General features: G+C 68.3%; 17 protein-coding genes. 7 read left to right on the forward strand and 10 right to left on the reverse strand.

The genetic code is table 11. From position 1 onward, the window contains the following. Positions 1-17: 17 nt before the first annotated feature. Positions 18-1,058, forward strand: a complete 1,041-nt coding sequence (alr, locus tag AC1RSI_RS07310) for an alanine racemase (protein ID WP_035307421.1) — start codon at positions 18-20, stop codon at positions 1,056-1,058. Here alr and AC1RSI_RS07315 read toward each other — a convergent pair. Then, entirely contained in the window at positions 1,052-1,693 is a 642-nt protein-coding gene (locus AC1RSI_RS07315; protein ID WP_154726153.1) for a Yip1 family protein, read from the reverse strand. The two genes, alr and AC1RSI_RS07315, sit on opposite strands and share 7 nt — an antisense overlap. A 198-nt stretch (positions 1,694-1,891) precedes the next feature. On the opposite strand from AC1RSI_RS07315, the gene radA reads away from it, so the two are divergent. From radA to AC1RSI_RS07340, 5 genes are all read left to right on the forward strand, one after another. Then, on the forward strand, positions 1,892-3,271 hold the full coding sequence (radA, locus tag AC1RSI_RS07320; RefSeq protein ID WP_035307418.1) for a DNA repair protein RadA: 1,380 nt from the start codon (positions 1,892-1,894) through the stop codon (positions 3,269-3,271). A 28-nt stretch (positions 3,272-3,299) separates the two neighbouring features. Next, positions 3,300-3,896 carry a CvpA family protein gene (locus AC1RSI_RS07325; RefSeq protein ID WP_008258948.1) on the forward strand — a complete coding sequence of 199 codons (597 nt, stop codon included), beginning with the start codon at positions 3,300-3,302 and terminating at the stop codon, positions 3,894-3,896. Positions 3,897-3,923: 27 nt separating this feature from the next. Further along, positions 3,924-5,429, forward strand: a complete 1,506-nt coding sequence (gene purF, locus AC1RSI_RS07330) for an amidophosphoribosyltransferase (RefSeq protein WP_008260342.1) — start codon at positions 3,924-3,926, stop codon at positions 5,427-5,429. Positions 5,430-5,441: 12 nt separating this feature from the next. Then, complete coding sequence (locus AC1RSI_RS07335; protein WP_372704594.1) at positions 5,442-5,753, forward strand: hypothetical protein; 312 nt, start codon at positions 5,442-5,444, stop codon at positions 5,751-5,753. 127 nt (positions 5,754-5,880) lie between these two features. Further along, the gene (locus AC1RSI_RS07340) at positions 5,881-6,633 is read left to right on the forward strand and encodes an SDR family NAD(P)-dependent oxidoreductase (RefSeq protein ID WP_154726151.1); all 753 of its coding nucleotides are present in this window, start codon (positions 5,881-5,883) and stop codon (positions 6,631-6,633) included. Here the strand turns inward: AC1RSI_RS07340 and AC1RSI_RS07345 are convergent, their stop codons facing one another. Then, on the reverse strand, positions 6,634-7,521 hold the full coding sequence (locus AC1RSI_RS07345) for an oxidoreductase (protein WP_154726150.1): 888 nt from the start codon (positions 7,519-7,521) through the stop codon (positions 6,634-6,636). Positions 7,522-7,665: 144 nt separating this feature from the next. On the opposite strand from AC1RSI_RS07345, the gene AC1RSI_RS07350 reads away from it, so the two are divergent. Beyond that, entirely contained in the window at positions 7,666-8,568 is a 903-nt protein-coding gene (locus AC1RSI_RS07350) for an AraC family transcriptional regulator (RefSeq protein WP_230307621.1), read from the forward strand. On the opposite strand, the gene AC1RSI_RS07355 is transcribed toward AC1RSI_RS07350, so the two are convergent. The 8 genes from AC1RSI_RS07355 to AC1RSI_RS07390 form a co-directional block, all read right to left on the reverse strand. Further along, complete coding sequence (locus tag AC1RSI_RS07355) at positions 8,565-9,191, reverse strand: methyltransferase family protein (protein ID WP_154726148.1); 627 nt, start codon at positions 9,189-9,191, stop codon at positions 8,565-8,567. The genes AC1RSI_RS07350 and AC1RSI_RS07355 overlap by 4 nt on opposite strands. Before the next feature lie 101 nt (positions 9,192-9,292). Further along, positions 9,293-9,751 (reverse strand): NUDIX hydrolase, encoded by a 459-nt coding sequence (locus tag AC1RSI_RS07360; protein ID WP_154726147.1) that lies wholly within the window; start codon positions 9,749-9,751, stop codon positions 9,293-9,295. A gap of 7 nt (positions 9,752-9,758) precedes the next feature. Further along, positions 9,759-11,378 carry a ribosome biogenesis GTPase Der gene (gene der, locus AC1RSI_RS07365; RefSeq protein ID WP_008259997.1) on the reverse strand — a complete coding sequence of 540 codons (1,620 nt, stop codon included), beginning with the start codon at positions 11,376-11,378 and terminating at the stop codon, positions 9,759-9,761. Positions 11,379-11,410: 32 nt separating this feature from the next. Beyond that, on the reverse strand, positions 11,411-12,790 hold the full coding sequence (locus AC1RSI_RS07370; protein ID WP_035307407.1) for a PQQ-binding-like beta-propeller repeat protein: 1,380 nt from the start codon (positions 12,788-12,790) through the stop codon (positions 11,411-11,413). A 23-nt stretch (positions 12,791-12,813) separates the two neighbouring features. Then, positions 12,814-13,560: a tetratricopeptide repeat protein gene (locus tag AC1RSI_RS07375; protein ID WP_154726146.1), complete on the reverse strand. Its 747-nt coding sequence runs from the start codon at positions 13,558-13,560 to the stop codon at positions 12,814-12,816. A 79-nt stretch (positions 13,561-13,639) separates the two neighbouring features. Then, a complete protein-coding gene (gene panB, locus AC1RSI_RS07380) occupies positions 13,640-14,476 on the reverse strand; it encodes a 3-methyl-2-oxobutanoate hydroxymethyltransferase (RefSeq protein ID WP_035307403.1) in 837 nt (278 codons plus the stop codon). Positions 14,477-14,534: 58 nt separating this feature from the next. After that, entirely contained in the window at positions 14,535-14,936 is a 402-nt protein-coding gene (locus AC1RSI_RS07385; RefSeq protein ID WP_035307401.1) for a hypothetical protein, read from the reverse strand. After that, positions 14,926-15,483 (reverse strand): RNA polymerase sigma factor, encoded by a 558-nt coding sequence (locus tag AC1RSI_RS07390; RefSeq protein ID WP_008263098.1) that lies wholly within the window; start codon positions 15,481-15,483, stop codon positions 14,926-14,928. Before AC1RSI_RS07390 ends, AC1RSI_RS07385 begins: the two co-directional genes overlap by 11 nt. Between the last annotated feature and the right edge of the window lie 11 nt (positions 15,484-15,494).

The raw sequence follows: 15,494 nt of genomic DNA on the forward strand, positions 1-15,494 counted from the left end.
CGCCAATAAGGGCCGCCATGCCCTCCCCCGCCCTGCTGTCCGTCGATCTGAACGCGCTCGCCCGCAATTTTCACACCCTGGAGGCCGTGACCGGCGTGCCGGTGCATCCGGTGGTCAAGGCCGACGCCTATGGCTTGGGGGCCGAGGCCTGTGCGAAACGTTTGATGGCGGAAGGGGCGCGGACCTTTTTCGTGGCGCGGGCCGGCGAAGGCGCAGCCCTGCGGACGGCGCTGGGCCCGGAACCCGTCCTCTATGTGCTGGACGGCTGTCACGGCGAGGCGGCGGGGCTGTTGAAGGCGGCGGACCTGCGGCCCGTGCTGAACCAGCCGGCGCAGATGAAGGCGTGGGCCGAGGCCGGCGGCGGAGCCTGCGGCATTCAGATCGACACCGGCCTGAACCGGCTGGGCTTCCGGCCGGAGGATGCGCCCGAGGCCTTTGACGGGCTGAGCCTGGTCATGAGCCACCTGGCCTGCGGCGACGAACCGGACCAGCCGATGAACCGCCGTCAGCGTGACCGGTTCGCGGGCGTGGTTGAACGCTATCCGGGCGTGACGCGGTCCTTCGCCAATTCGGGCGGCTGTTTCCTGGGGCCGGATTTCGCCTTCGACGCGGTGCGGCCGGGCGTCTGCCTGTACGGCGGGGGACCTGAGGGGCGGCCGGACGAGCGGATCGCCCCCGTCGCCGCCCTGACGGCGGAGGTCCTGCTGGTGCGCGACGTGCGGGCGGGCGAGAGTGTCGGCTATTCGCGCGGTTTCGTGGCCGAACGACCGATGCGGGCGGCTGTGGTCGCGGCGGGCTATGCCGACGGGGTTCTGCGGGCCTATGGGCCGCGCGGCGCGGTCTGGGTCGCAGGCGAGACCCGGCCGCTGCTGGGCCGGATCTCGATGGACGTCTGCACGGTCGATGTGACCGGGCTGGAGGTCGCGGTCGGCGACCGGGTCGAACTGTTCGGGGCGCATCGCCCCATCGATGCGGCGGCGGCGGCGGCGGGGACCATCAGCTATGAACTGCTGACCGCCGTCACCGTCCGCGTTCCCCGCGCCTATGTCGGTCAGTAACCGCCGGTGATGGCCGCCATGCCGGCGCCGGCGACCAAGAAACTGGCGCCGATCATGCCGACGATGGCGTTGATGATGAAGGTCATGACCAGGCCCAGGATCACCGTGACGATGAAGTAGCCGACAGCCTTGTCCGCCGGAACCTTCATCAGCATCGGCAGACCCAGGTACAGCAGATAGAAGCTGTACAGGCCCAGGATGGCCAGGACGCCCAGCATCGGGATCAGGCCGAAGACCCCGACCAGCCACATGGCCGTATAGGAATAGACCGCCACCTTCATCGCCTGGACCGGATCGCTGGCCCCGCCGAAACTGGGGGCCAGGGCGTTGATGATCAGGCCCAGCAGATAGACGGCGACCAGGGACAGCCCATAGCTGACCACCGCGACCAGAAGCGCGCCGAGGATCGACATGGGCGTGCCGAACAGGGGCAGAAGCTGGCCGCCGATCAGGCTGCAGATCGGGCCGATGGCGGCCAGGATCATGGCGTAGCGGGTGAACAGGCTGCGGGTCGTGGCGAACTCGCCGTCGATGCGCGCCCATTCGGTCTTCGGCTGCAGGATGATGCCCTTGACCCGGGCGATCAGGGCCGGATCGACGGCGGGTTGCGTCGACGGGGTGGAGGGTTCGGTCATGGACAAGGGCCTGTAAAACAGTGGGGGCGAAGCGGAATATTGACGTCACGTCACCTGACGACGCAAGCCATTTGCGACACGATCTCAACCCGGAACTACGGCAAAGGTTGCGGTTGCGACCGGAAATGACGTGACGACGGTGCAAAGGGCCACCGGATTGAGCGGTCCGTCCGCCCTTCGGCCTGCTAAAGGATGCCCATGGCTCGCGATTCCGCCCTCTATGTCTGTCAGTCCTGCGGCTCGGTCCACGGCAAATGGTCGGGCCAGTGTGCGTCGTGCGGCCAGTGGAACACCCTGACGGAAGAGAGCCGGTCGGCGCCGCCGGGCGCGATCAAACCGTCGGCGGCGGCCTCGGCGCGCGGGCGCGGCCTGCAGTTCGAGACGCTTCAATCCGACACCCCCGAACCGCCCCGCATCACCACGGGCGTGGCCGAGTTCGACCGGGTCTGCGGCGGCGGCGTGGTGCCCGGTTCGGCCATCCTGCTGAGCGGCGATCCCGGGGTGGGCAAGTCCACCCTGTTGCTGGAGGTGGCGGCCAAGGCGGCCCTGCGGGGGGCGCGCATCGCCTATATCTCGGGCGAGGAGGCGGTCGAACAGATCCGGGCGCGGGCCAAGCGGATGGGGCTGGAACAGGCGCCGGTCAATCTGGCGGCGGCGACGGCGCTGCGCGACATCCTGGGCACGCTGAAGCGCGAACAGTTCGACATCGTCATCGTCGATTCGATCCAGACCCTGTGGTCCGACGTTCACGAGAGCGGGCCGGGCTCGATCACCCAGGTCCGGGCCTGCGCCGGCGAGATGGTGCGGCTGGCCAAGACCCAAGGGGTGGCGGTGGTTCTGGTCGGGCATGTCACCAAGGACGGCCAGGTCGCGGGGCCGCGCGTGGTCGAACACCTGGTCGACGCCGTCATGACCTTCGAGGGCGAGCGCGGCTATCCGTTCCGCATCCTGCGCGCCGGCAAGAACCGGTTCGGCGCCACCGACGAGATCGGGGTGTTCGAAATGGGCGACAGCGGCCTGAGGGAAGTCGCCAATCCGTCAGCCCTGTTCCTGGGCGACAGCAAGGACCGGGCGCCCGGCGCGGCCGTCTTCGCCGGGATCGAGGGATCGCGGCCGGTGCTGGTCGAGATTCAGGCCCTGGTGGCCCCGTCCGCCTATGGCACGCCGCGGCGGGCGGTGGTGGGCTGGGACTCCGGTCGCCTGGCCATGCTGCTGGCGGTGCTGGAGGCCCGGTGCGGCCTGGGGTTCGGGGACAAGGACGTCTATCTGAACGTCGCCGGCGGCCTGCGGATCAACGAGCCGGCGGCCGACCTCGCGGCGGCGGCGGCCCTGATCAGCTCGGCCCTGGACATGCCCCTGCCCCAGGGCTGTGTCGTGTTCGGCGAGATCGGCCTGTCAGGCGAGGTCCGCAGCGTCGGCCGGGCCGAGGCGCGGGTTCGGGAGGCCCAGAAACTGGGCTTTGAACATGTGCTCTGCCCGCCCCTGGCCCAGAACGGCGGCAAGACCAAGGGGGTCAAGGTGACGTCGGCGACGCGTTTGACGGATGTGGTCGAACGAATCTCGCAAAACCGCTATTAGACGCACGCAACAGCCGCTGGACCCCTGAGTGACCGGTTACGACGTCTTCGCCATCGTGGTGATCCTGTTCTCCGCCGCCGCCGGCTGGGTGCGCGGCGGGGTGCGCGAGATCATCACCCTGCTCAGCGCCCTGCTGGCCGCGCTGGTGGCGCTGGTGACCCTGCCGTGGACGGCGATCCTGGGGCGCGCCCTGGTCAATCCTGACTGGGCGGGGACCGTACTGGCGGCGGTGGTCGCCTTCTTCATCGTCTATTTCGGCGTCCGGCTGTTCGGCTCCTTCCTGTCGAAGCGGGCGCAGGCGCATCCGCAGCTGGGCGGGATCGACCGGTTCATCGGCGTCTTTGTCGGCGCGGGCCGGGCCCTGGTGCTGCTGGGGGCCGTCCATCTGGTCATCGTCGCGGCCATGCCGGGCGAACGGACGCCGCGCTGGCTGAGCGAGGCGGCCCTCTACAAGGTCAGCGCCGTAGGCGCCCGCGCCATCCAGATCATCCTGCCCGGCATCGGGCGGGGCGCCGATGCGATCACGCCCGTGGTCGATTCATCCGTGCGCAAAGGGTTTTCGAACGACGAAGCCTTGCCTCGGACGCAATCCGAGACTAACTCGCCGCGCGAAGCCGCCCCTTAAGTTTCCCCCGGTCATCGGAGCCCCACGATGCGCCACCATATCGCCGATCCTGTCGTCCACCGCGAGCACTGGCGCGAGCCGGAGGACGACCAGCTGCGGCTGGAGTGCGGCGTCTGCGGCGTCTGGGGGGCGGACGAGGACGAAGGCTCGGCCATCGTCGCCCTGGGCCTCCACGCCCTGCAGCATCGCGGCCAGGAAGCCTGCGGCATCGCCAGCGTCAAGGACGAGCGTTTCCACACCGAACGCCACCAGGGCCTGGTGGGCGAGGCCTTCGGCGGCGCCGACCTGATGACCCGCATGCCCGGCCGCGCGGCCGTGGGCCACACCCGCTATTCGACCGCCGGCGGCAGCTTCCTGCGCAATATCCAGCCGATGTTCGCGGATCTGGACCAGGGCGGCATCGCCATCGCCCACAACGGCAATCTGACCAACTTCAAATTCCTGCACGGCCAGCTGGTCAGCGAAGGCGCCATCTTCCAGTCGACGTCGGACTCGGAAGTCATCCTTCACCTGATCGCCCGCAGCCGTAAGGCCAAGATCGTCGACCGCTTCATTGACGCCCTGGCGCGGATCGAGGGCGGCTACGCCCTGGTCGCCCAGACCCGTCACAAGATGATCGGCGCCCGCGACCCGCTGGGCATCCGCCCGCTGGTGCTGGGCCAGGTCGGCGAGGCCTGGGTGCTGGCGTCCGAGACCTGCGCCCTGGACATGATGGGCGCCACCTTCGTGCGCGACGTCGAACACGGCGAGGTCGTGGTCATCGACGAAAACGGCCTGGAATCGATCAAGCCCTTCCCGGCCCGCGCCGCCCGTCCCTGCCTGTTCGAATACGTCTATTTCTCGCGCCCGGATTCGGTCGTGAACGGCTGCTCGGTCTATGAGGTCCGCAAGGAGATGGGCCGGGGCCTGGCCCGCGAATGGGGTGTCGAGGCCGACATCGTGGTGCCGGTGCCCGACTCCGGCGTGCCGGCGGCCCTGGGCTACGCCCAGGAGAGCGGCATCCCCTACGAGATGGGCATCATCCGCAGCCACTATCTGGGCCGCACCTTCATCCAGCCCAGTCAGGGCGCCCGGCAGAAGGGCGTGCGCATGAAGCACAGCCCCAACAAGTCGGCGCTGGAAGGCAAGCGGGTCGTGCTGATCGACGACTCGATCGTGCGCGGCACCACCTCGGTCAAACTGGTCCGCGCCGTGCGCGCCGCCGGCGCCAAGGAAGTCCACCTGCGCTCGGCAAGTCCGCAGATCCTCTTCCCTGACTTCTACGGCATCGACATGCCGGAACGCGCCCAGCTGCTGGCCGCCAACAAGACGCTGGAAGAGATGCGCGAACTGCTGGAGGTCGATTCGCTGGGCTTCCTGTCCATAGACGGCCTGTACCGCGCCATGGGCGAGACGGGCCGCAACAACGCCCGTCCCCAGTACACCGACCACTATTTCACCGGCGACTACCCCACCCGCCTGCTGGATCGCGAGATCGAGGAAGGCGGCCGGGAGGTTTCGGCGCGGCAACTTTCCCTGCTGGTCAGCGCCTGATATCTTGGGTTGATGGCGCACCACCCTGTTCAAACTAGCCAGTTGCAGGAGGGGAGGCTCTTCCTGATCAGATTTGGCGGCCGACTTTTGGCGATTGTCGGGGTGTTCTTCGTCTTCAACCTGATCCTGGCGGGAAACCAAGCCGCCCTGTCGCCTTGGACCCTCGCTGGTTTGACGACGGGCTTGGGCGCGGGGCAGCTACTCCCCGGCAAGCGCAGCATTCGCGTCCCGTCTATGGTTTGGCTGGGCGTCGGGTTGCTGATGATCTTGGTCGCCGCTGCGGCGTCATACAGCCTCGCCCAGGCAGCCTCCGGCGGAAACTGAGCCGCATCCGAATGCCCTCGGGACGCAATGTCGTGGTCGTTGACGATCAGGGCGTCAGCATCAGCCTGTGGTCGCCTTCTGCCTGATCCCGCTTGGCGACCGCCGCCCACGCGGGCTAAGCAGGGCTATGTCAGACCTGCCCCTCAAAGACCGTATCGCCCTCGTCGTCGGGGCCTCGCGCGGCATAGGCTATGAGAGCGCCCTGGCCCTGGCGAAGGCCGGCGCCCACGTGGTGGTCACAGCCCGGACGCAGGGCGGGCTTGAGGAACTGGACGACGCCGTCTTCTCCGCCACCGGCCAGCACGCGACCCTGGTCCCGTTCGACCTGGTCGACGGCGGCGGGATCGACCGACTGGGCGGGGCCATCTTCGAACGGTTCAAGAAGCTGGACGTCTGGGTCAACGCCGCCGCCACCATGGGGCCGTCGGGCCTGACGCCGGTGGCCCATGCCGACCCGCGTGAATTCGCCAAGGTCGAGAAGGTCAATTTCACCGCCGTCTATCGGATGATCCGCTCGCTGGAGCCGCTGCTGCGGGCCTCTGACGCCGGGCGGGCCATCCACCTCACCTCCAGCGTCGCGACCTCGCCGCGCGCCTTCTGGGGCATGTACGCCGCGACCAAGGCCGGGGCCGAGGCCCTGGTCAAGGCCTGGGCGGACGAGGTGGAGAGCACCCCGATCCGCGTCAGCATCGTTGATCCCGGCCGGATGCGCACGGCGATGCGCGCCCAGGCCTTCCCCGGCGAGGATCCGCAGACCCTGCCCCACCCCTCCGAGATCGGCCCGCTGATGGTCGAGCTGGCGCGCGGCGACCTGACGCCGCCGCTGACGGTGCGGTTCCGCGACTGGCGGGACGCGCCGACGACGGAGGCGCTGGTCTGATCAGCTCCAGGCGGTGTCCAGCCCCGGTTCCGCGCGGAAGGCGAAGCTTCCGTCGGTCGAGGCCGACAGGTACCGCCAGGCGTCGAGTTCGCTGAGAAGGTCGGCGGCCTTGCCCTCGACCACGGCGACGGCGTCCGTGCCCGCCGACCAGCGGAGGGGCGGGTTTTCCGCATTCGCCAGGGTCACCAGGGCCTGGCCCAGCTTGGCCGGATCGCCGGCCTGGTTCTGGTTGCGCCCTTCATAGAAGGCGCGAAGGGCGGCCGAGACCTCGGCGTAGTCGGCGATGGGACTGTCGGCGAAACGGACCGAGGTCGCATCGAGGAAGTCGGTGCGGAAGAAGCCCGGCTCGACGATGGTCATGCGGACGCCGAACGGCCTGACCTCGGCGGCGACCGACTCGGTGAAGCCTTCGACGGCGAACTTGGACGCGCAATAGATCGAACCGCTCTCGCCGCCCCGCAGGCCGCCGATCGACGAGATGTTGAACACATGGCCCGACCGCTGGGCCCGCATGACCGGCAGGACGGCGCGGGTCATGTCGAACAGGCCGAAGACATTGGTGTCGAACTGGGTCCGGGCGTCCTGGGGCCGGGTCTCCTCGAACAGGCCGAGGTGGCCGTAGCCGGCGTTGTTGACCAGGACGTCGATGCGGCCGAAGCGGGCGACCGTCCCCTCGACGGCGGCGGCGATGGCGGCGGGGTCGGTGACGTCGAGCGTCACGGACAGGACCGTGTCGCTGTCGGGACCGAAGGCCTCGACCAGGGCGTCGCGGTTGCGGCCGGCGACGACGACCCGGTCGTCGGCGTCCAGAGCGGCGCGGGCGATGGCGGCGCCCAGGCCGCGGGCGGCGCCGGTGACGAACCAGGTCTTCCGGGATGGGGTGGTCATGAGATGTCTCCTCTGTCTGACGGGACGGAGAAGACGCGCCTTCGCCTTCCAGGCGTTAGGGCGATCCAGGCGAAGTCTTGCACGATCCTGTCAAAGCGCGCACCGCCGCTTGCGCGGGCGCCACCACAGGCGTTGGATATGGACATGAGCCTCTTGCCCGAAATGAGCGCCATCGTCGCGCGCCATGCGCCGCCCGACCTGTCGCGCTCGGCCGTGCCGGGCCTGCGCCTGTATGGCAGCGACGCGCCGACGCGGATGGTGTCGGTCGGCTATGAACCCATGCTGTGCCTGGTGGTGTCCGGCGGCAAACAGACGATCCTCGGCGAGACCGTCTTTTCCTATCGGGCCGGCGACTGCCTGGTGGTGTCGGCGGAACTGCCGGTCTGCGGCAGCATCATCGAAGCGCCGTACCGCGCCCTGAGCTTCGACCTGAACCCGGCGACGATCGCCAGCCTGATGGTGGAGATCGGCGCCCCCGCCGCCTCGGACCCGTCACCGCCGTCGGGCATCCATGTGACACAGCTGGAGGACGAACTTCTGGAACCGATGGCGCGCCTGCTGCGTCTGCTGGACCGGCCGCACGAGATCGCGGTGATGACGCCGATGATCGAGCGGGAACTGGTGTGGCGGCTGCTTCACAGCCGCCACGCCGCGACGGTGCGCCAGATCGGCTCGGCCGAAAGCCGCCTGTCGGGCGTCAGCCGCGCCATCAACTGGATCCGCGCCCACTACGCCGAGCCGATGCGGCTGGAGGCCCTGTCAGACCTGGCCGGGATGAGCCGGTCGACCTTCCACCGGCATTTCCGGACGGTGACGACCATGAGCCCGTTGCAGTTCCAAAAGCAGGTGCGGCTGCAACAAGCCCGCGCCCGCCTGCTGAGCGGCGCCGACGGGGCGGCGGAGACGGGTTTCGCGGTCGGCTACGACAGCCCGTCCCAGTTCAGCCGCGAATACGCCCGCCAGTTCGGTCTGCCGCCCGGCCGGGACGCGGCGCGGATGCGCGAGACCCTGGCGGTCGAGGGTTTGGCCGGGATCCGAGCCGCCTAGGGCAGGTGCGCCAGCACCTTCAGCCAGCCTTCGGCCTGGGCCAGGTCGATGGCTTCGAACAGGGGGATGGCCAGAAGGAAGACCAGGCCGTCGCGGATGGTGGTCAGGAAGAAGGACGGGCGGATCGACAGTTCGGCCTCGTCACGCCACAGGGCGAAATTGGGCAGGAAGCGCGGCGTGCGGGCCTTGTAGGCGGCGTAGGCGGCGCCGAAGGTCGCGCCCAGCCAGGCCTCTTCGCGGCGAACGGTCAGATAGAAGACCGCCAGGGACGCGAGGGTGAACAGCACCGCCAGGGTCAGGCTGCCGCTCTGGGCGCCGATGCCGAAGGCGCCGAAGAAGCTGAAGATGTAGAGCGGATTGCGGCTGATCGAATACGGGCCGCGCGACACGATCTCGGCCTTCTTGCGCCCGCCGATATAGAGCGAACACCAGGCGCGACCGACAATGGCGAAGACGATGGCGGCCAGACCCACGGCCTCGATCCCTTCGTGCATGGGGCTGTCCAGGCCGGAAGCGGACTGTGACACCATGGTCAGGCCGACCAGCGCCAGCAGGGCGATCAGGACGGCGCCCTTGCGCACCTTTTGAACCGCTTGAAGATCGAAAATCGGGGTGGTTGTCATAAATCGCTCCAGTAGAGCGAAAATCCAAGCGCCGGTTTTTAGGCCGTGGCAAGAAGTTTAAATGCAAGCGAAACTCGCTCGCGAATGCTGTGGACGGATGGTTAGAGCGTCGATAGAATTTCGGGCAGATCGTCCGGCCAGATCGTATCTTCCGACGCCGTGATCTGGGCCGTCGTCCACCAGCGATGCTCGATCAGGACGCGACGTTCCTCCTCGGTCCAGCCGGTCGGCGAGGGGTCGAAGGGTTCGGTGCGCAGCAGGAAGAAGCGCTGGTCCACGTGGGACAGGCGGCCGTCGGGCAGGCGGAAATCGACGACGCGGCGGGCGACTTCCGGCCCGGGATCAGCGACGATAAGGCCGGTTTCCTCGAACAGTTCGCGACGCGCGGCGTCGGCATAGGTCTCGCCCGGTTCGCAGCCGCCGCCGGGCGTGGCCCAGAAGGCCGTGCCCGCGATCGGTCCATCGGCGTAGACGAAGCGGAACAGCAGCACCCGCCCCTGCCCGTCCAGAATCAGCCAGCGCGAGGTCGGCCGGTCGGGAAGGACGGGCGCGACCTGCATCACAGGCTCACTTCTTGGCGCCGCCCTTTTGGCCGGTGCGGATGCGGCCCGAGCGCGAGACCTGGCGGGCGCCGCCGCGGGCGCCCTTCTGGACCGCCACCGACGATCCGGCCTTCTTGGACGCGCTGGACTTCAGCCCGCCCAGGACCTTGGGCTGGGCCTTGCGGGTCTTCTTCTGCTCCAGCGCCTTGCCGGGCAGCTTGGACAGGGCCTCTTCCTTCTCGGCCTTCTTGATCCGGCGCGGCGCGGTCTTGGCGTCGCCCTTGTAGCGTTCCGGCCCGGACTTGGCGCCGCCCTCGGCATAGGGGTTCACGCCGCTGGACTTGACGTTCAGCCGGATCGGCGTGCCCGGCAGGTCGAAGCTCTCGCGGATCGAGTTGACCAGATAGCGCTTGTAATGCTCGGGCATCGACTCGGCGCGGTTGGCCATCAGCACGAAGGTGGGAGGACGGGCCTTGGTCTGGGCGATGTATTTCGGCTTGATCCGCTTGCCGTCCACGGCGGGCGGCGGGTGCCGCTGGGTGGCCATGGACAGCCAGGTGTTCAGGTCCTTGGTCTTCACCTTGACCGACCAGGTGTCATAGGCCTGGAGCACGGCCGGCATCAGGCGTTCGACGCCCCGGCCCGAGTGCGAGGACAGGGCCACGAAGGGCGAGCCCTTCAGTTGCGGCAGCTTGTCCTCGGCCATGCCCTTCAGCTTGGCCATGCGGGCCTGGGGCTCGTCTTCCAGATCCCATTTGGACGCGACATAGACCAGGGCGCGGCCTTCGCGCTCGACCAGGTCCGCCAGCTGCAGGTCCTGGGTGTCGAAGGCGTCGTCCTTGTCCATCATCAGGATGACGACTTCGGCGAAGGTGATGGCGCGGATGGTGTCGGCGACCGACAGCTTCTCCAGCTTCTCCTGCACCCGCGCCTTGCGACGCATGCCGGCCGTATCGACCAGCCGGATGTTCTTGCCCTCGAACGTCCAGTCGACCGAGATGGAATCGCGGGTGATGCCCGCTTCCGGTCCGGTCAGCAGGCGGTCGTCGCCGATCAGACGGTTGATCAGGGTGGACTTGCCGGCGTTGGGACGACCGATCACGGCGATGCGGATCGGCTTGTCCGGCTCGTCGATCTCTTCGATGAAGATGTCTTCGGACGCCGTGCGGATGGCCTTGTACAGGTCGGCCATGCCCTCGCCGTGCTCGGCCGAGATGGCGACGGGTTCGCCGAAGCCCAGGGCGTGCGCCTCGCCGACGCCGCCGCCGCTCTCGCGGCTCTCGGACTTGTTGGCCAGCAGGATGATCGGCTTGTGCACCTTGCGCAGGCGCTCGGCGAAGATCCGGTCCAGCGAGGTGACGCCTTCGCGGGCGTCCATCATGAACATGACCAGTTCGGCGTCTTCCAGCGCGGCCTCGGTCTGCTCGCGCATCCGGGCTTCCAGGCTGTCGTCGGTGACATCCTCGTAGCCGGCCGTATCGATCAGCGTCAGATCCATGTCGCCGATATTGCCGTCGGCGTAGCGCCGGTCCCGGGTCACGCCGGGGCGATCATCGACAAGCGCGAGGCGCTTGCCGACGAGGCGGTTGAACAGTGTCGATTTGCCCACATTGGGGCGGCCGACAATCGCGACCTTCAGAGCCATTTCGGCTTTCTAGCTTAATTCGGGCTGAAGAGTCAGCGAATGCAGATCAGCTGGCCGTTGTCGGTCAGCACGTACAGGGCGCCGTTGTAGGCGGCGGGGGCGATATAGGCGGGGGCGCCCAGTTTCAGCGTCGTCTGGGCGACGCCCGTCTTGGGATCAAAGGCCACGGCCTCGCCGTAGGAGTTGACCATCACCAGGCGGTTGGAAGCCAGCAACGGACCCGACCATTGGGGATAGATGGTCCGACGGCCGAAGTTGAGGAACCCGCCGACCTTGCGCTTGCGCCCCTCGTTCAGTTCGCGGGTCCAGTAGATCTGGCCCGTGTCGCGATTGGCGGTGATCAGCTCGCCCGAGGTGGAGACGATGAAGACCACGTCGCCCACCGGCAGGGGGGCGTTCACGCCGGTGACCGGCAGCTGCCACTTGGGCTGACCCGAGCGCAGGTCCAGGGCCGAAAGAACGCCCGAATGGCTGACGCCATATACCATGCCCCGGCTGATGACGGGGCGGCCGGCGACGTCGCGGACTTCCGACAGGGCGCTGGTGCGGCTGGTGCGCGACAGGGTCTGTTCCCACAGCGGCTGACCGTTCAGGGCGCTGAGCGCGACCAGCTGGCCCGACGAGAACGGCGCGATGACGGTGTTTCCGGTCACGGCCGGGCTGGAGGCGCGCATGACGCGCGCCGGCTCGGCGATGCCGCGATAGGTCCAGTCCTGGGCGCCGCTGTTGACGTCGAAGGCGAACAGCTGGCTGTCCACATCGACGACGAAGACGTGGGCGCCGACGACCGTCGGGGCGCCGTGGATCGGGGAATCGACCTGCTGGGTCCAGACCACGGCGCCGGTGGCGGCGTCCAGGGCCGTCACCGAGCGATAGCCGGACGAGACGAAGACCTTGCCGCCGGCGAAGGCGACGCCGCCGCCGAAGCCGCCGCTGCGGTCACGCTCGGCGTCCTTGACGTTGACCTTCCACAGGATGTCGCCGCTGTCGGCCGAGACGGCCGAGACGGTCGATTCGCCGTCCAGCACGAAGATCTTGCCGTCGGCGGCGACGATGGGCGCCATGACATTGCCGACGCGGGCCGAGCCCTCGCCCACGCTGCGCTTCCAGGCGATCTGGAAATTGGGGGCCGCGATGACGTGTTCGACCAGGTTTTCCGACGTCCCGCCCGGCTGGGTCCAGGCCGTGGCGGCCTGGGGTCCCGGCAGGAAGTAGTCGCGGCCGGACAGGGCGGCCGACGGCGCCAGCTGCTGTTCGAACTCGAGCACCGAGATGCGTTCGCCGGCCGAGGCGGTCGCCTTGGCGTCGTCCTTCTTGCCCAGGCCGAACGGCAGGTTACGGCTGACCGTGCCGCATGAGGCCATGGTGGCGGCGACGCCGCAGATCAGCGCGACTTTCAGAACTCGGTTCATCTTGGGCGTCCTGTAGGGGGTCGTCACTGTTGGGCCGGGGCGATGGGAGTGGGCGCATTGGCGGCGCCGGCGGCCGGCGGAGCCGCGTTCTTGGCCGCATCGGCGATGCTCTTGAGCGCCCCCGCCGTGCCGGCGTCGATCGTGGCGACAGCAATGTTGGCGCGCTGACGAACATCATCAGGCACGTCCTGTCCCAGTTGCAGCAGGACGAAGGCCTCGCGGGCCTCCTTGGTCTTGCCGTGTTGCAGGCGGGCCAGGGCCAGGGCTTCCTGGGCGAAGGCGTGCAGCGGGCGCTTGTCTTCGGCCAGGGGCGTCAGGCGAGCCTCGATATCGGCCAAGGGCGCCGTGTCCATGATCAGCAGGGCCGCCTTGAACGCCGCCGGGTCCGACAGGATCGGATCGCTGGAGGTCTTGGCGGCCTGGTCGAACAGGCGGACGGCGTCAGGGATCTTGTCGGCGGTCACGGCCAGGCCGGCCTGCTGCTGCAGGGCCAGGACCTTGTAGGCGTCGTTGCCTTCCTTGACCGTCTCCTCGAAGGCGAGACGGGCCTCGGCGGGCTTTTCGGCGCGCAGGGCCTCCATGCCGCGATCATAGGCCTCGGCGCCCTTGGCGGCCTTGCTCGAATTCAGGCTGTCCCAGCCCCACCAGCCCAGGGCGGCGACCAGGGCGACCACCAGAATGACGCCCACGACGGGCAGCCAGGTGCGGGCCAGGCGCTTGTACCGGTCGGAGCGAAGCTCCTCCTCGACCTGCTCGAAGACATCAACCACTGAAACGTCGCCCCAAAATCGCTAAAAGCAAACCGGCGCGGACCCTAGAGGTTCGCCCTTGCCGCCGCAACGTAGCCCGTTACTGCGAAGCCGGCTTTTTCGAGAAGTAGGTCTCGACTTCGGCAGGAAAACGGCGGGTTTTCACATCATTGGCGAAAGCGGCCGCCGCGCGGTCGATCTCGGTGCGCAGATCCGCGTATTTGCGCACGAATTTCGGGGTCCAGTCGAACAGTCCCAGCATGTCGTTGACCACCAGAACCTGGCCGTCGCAGGCGGCCGAGGCGCCGATGCCGATGGTGGGGACGTCGATGCTCTCGGTGATCTCGCGCGCCAGCGATTCGGCCACGCCCTCGATGACGATGCAGAAGGCGCCGGCCTCGGCCGTGGCCCGGGCTTCCGCCATGACACGGTCCCGCTCGAAATCGGTGCGGCCCTTGGCCTTGAAACCGCCCTCGGCCAGAATCGCCTGGGGACGCAGCCCGACATGACCCATGACCGGGATGCCGCGCTTGACAAGGAAGGCGACGATCTCGGCCAGTTCGACGCTGGTCTCCAGCTTGACCGCCTGGGCGCCGGTTTCCTTCATGACGCGCACGCAGTTGTCATAGGCGGCTTCCTTGCCGCCCTCATACGAGCCGAAGGGCATGTCGACGACGACCAGGGCCCGACGCGATCCCCGCACCACCGCCTGGCCGTGCAGGATCATCATCTCCAGCGTCACGCCCACGGTGTTCGGCAGGCCATGCACCGCCATGCCCAGGCTGTCGCCGACCAGCAGAACATCGCAGTGCGGATCCAGCAGGCCCGCCATCGGCGCGTCATAGGCGGTCAGGCAGACGATGGGCTCGCCGCCCTTGCGGCCAGCGATATCAGGCACGGAGACGCGCTTGATCGTCTCCTGGGTGTGAACGGACATCGAGAGGCTCCTGACTTCAAGTCGGGTCAGATAAGCCCCGCGATCCCGCAAGTCACCCTCACACGTCCTGAGACAGTTTCACCAGGCCCGCCGCCAGCACGGCGACGAGGGCTCCAGCCACGATCCAGAAGGCCATCATGCCCGACCCGTCCATCAGATCGAACGATCCGACACCCAAGCCCTCCAGCCCAGATTGGGCCGCGCCCTGAGCCGTCGCCGCCGCCGTCCGCACGCCCTGCGTCAGAGTCGTCTCTCCGTCTGCAGAGAAGTTGAAATTCACCCCCTCGCGCACCGCCAGGACGCCGCCGACCAGGCCGGCCCCCGTCAGGGCCAGGGTGCGCCAGCGCGACCGTTTCTCCATACTGGCCTGGACGGTCGCCAGAAACAGGCCCTCGTCGGCCAGTCGCGGGCTCTGCGCGAACAGCCGCTCGATCATCGGATCGAATTCATCAGCCGACATGGGTCGACCTCCCGCCTGATGCCTGCGCCGGCTGAAGCCGGGCGCGGAGTTTATCCAGACCACGTTTGACATGAGACTTCACCGTGCCGAGCGGCAAATTCATGGCCGCCGCGATTTCGGGGTGGGACATTCCTGCGCCGTGGCACAGGGAGACGCAGACCCGTTCGGTTTCGTTGAGCGTCTTCATCGCTTCGTCCAGGTCCATGAAGCCGGCGTGATCGACCACGACGTCGGCCTCGTCCGCCTCGACTTCCGCGACATAGCGGGCCTCGCGCGCGACGCGCTTCAGATAAAGGCGCGCGGCGATCTTCTTGATCCAACCGGCGAAAGTCCCCTGCCCCCGGAACTCCGAGCAGCGCTGGAAGCCTTGCAGGAAGGCGTCCTGGGCCACGTCGTCGGCCAGGGACGGCGCCGCGCCCATGCGGCGGAGCAGGCCCCGGACCGCCGACCCGTGCCGACGGACCAGTTCGCCATACTCCCGCCGTCCGCCGGCCGCCGCCTGGGCGGCCAGCTCGACGTCGTGGAGATCTCTGAGTGGTTTGATCATGACGTTCCCCC

This window comes from Brevundimonas sp. GW821-FHT10E09, from assembly GCF_058809375.1.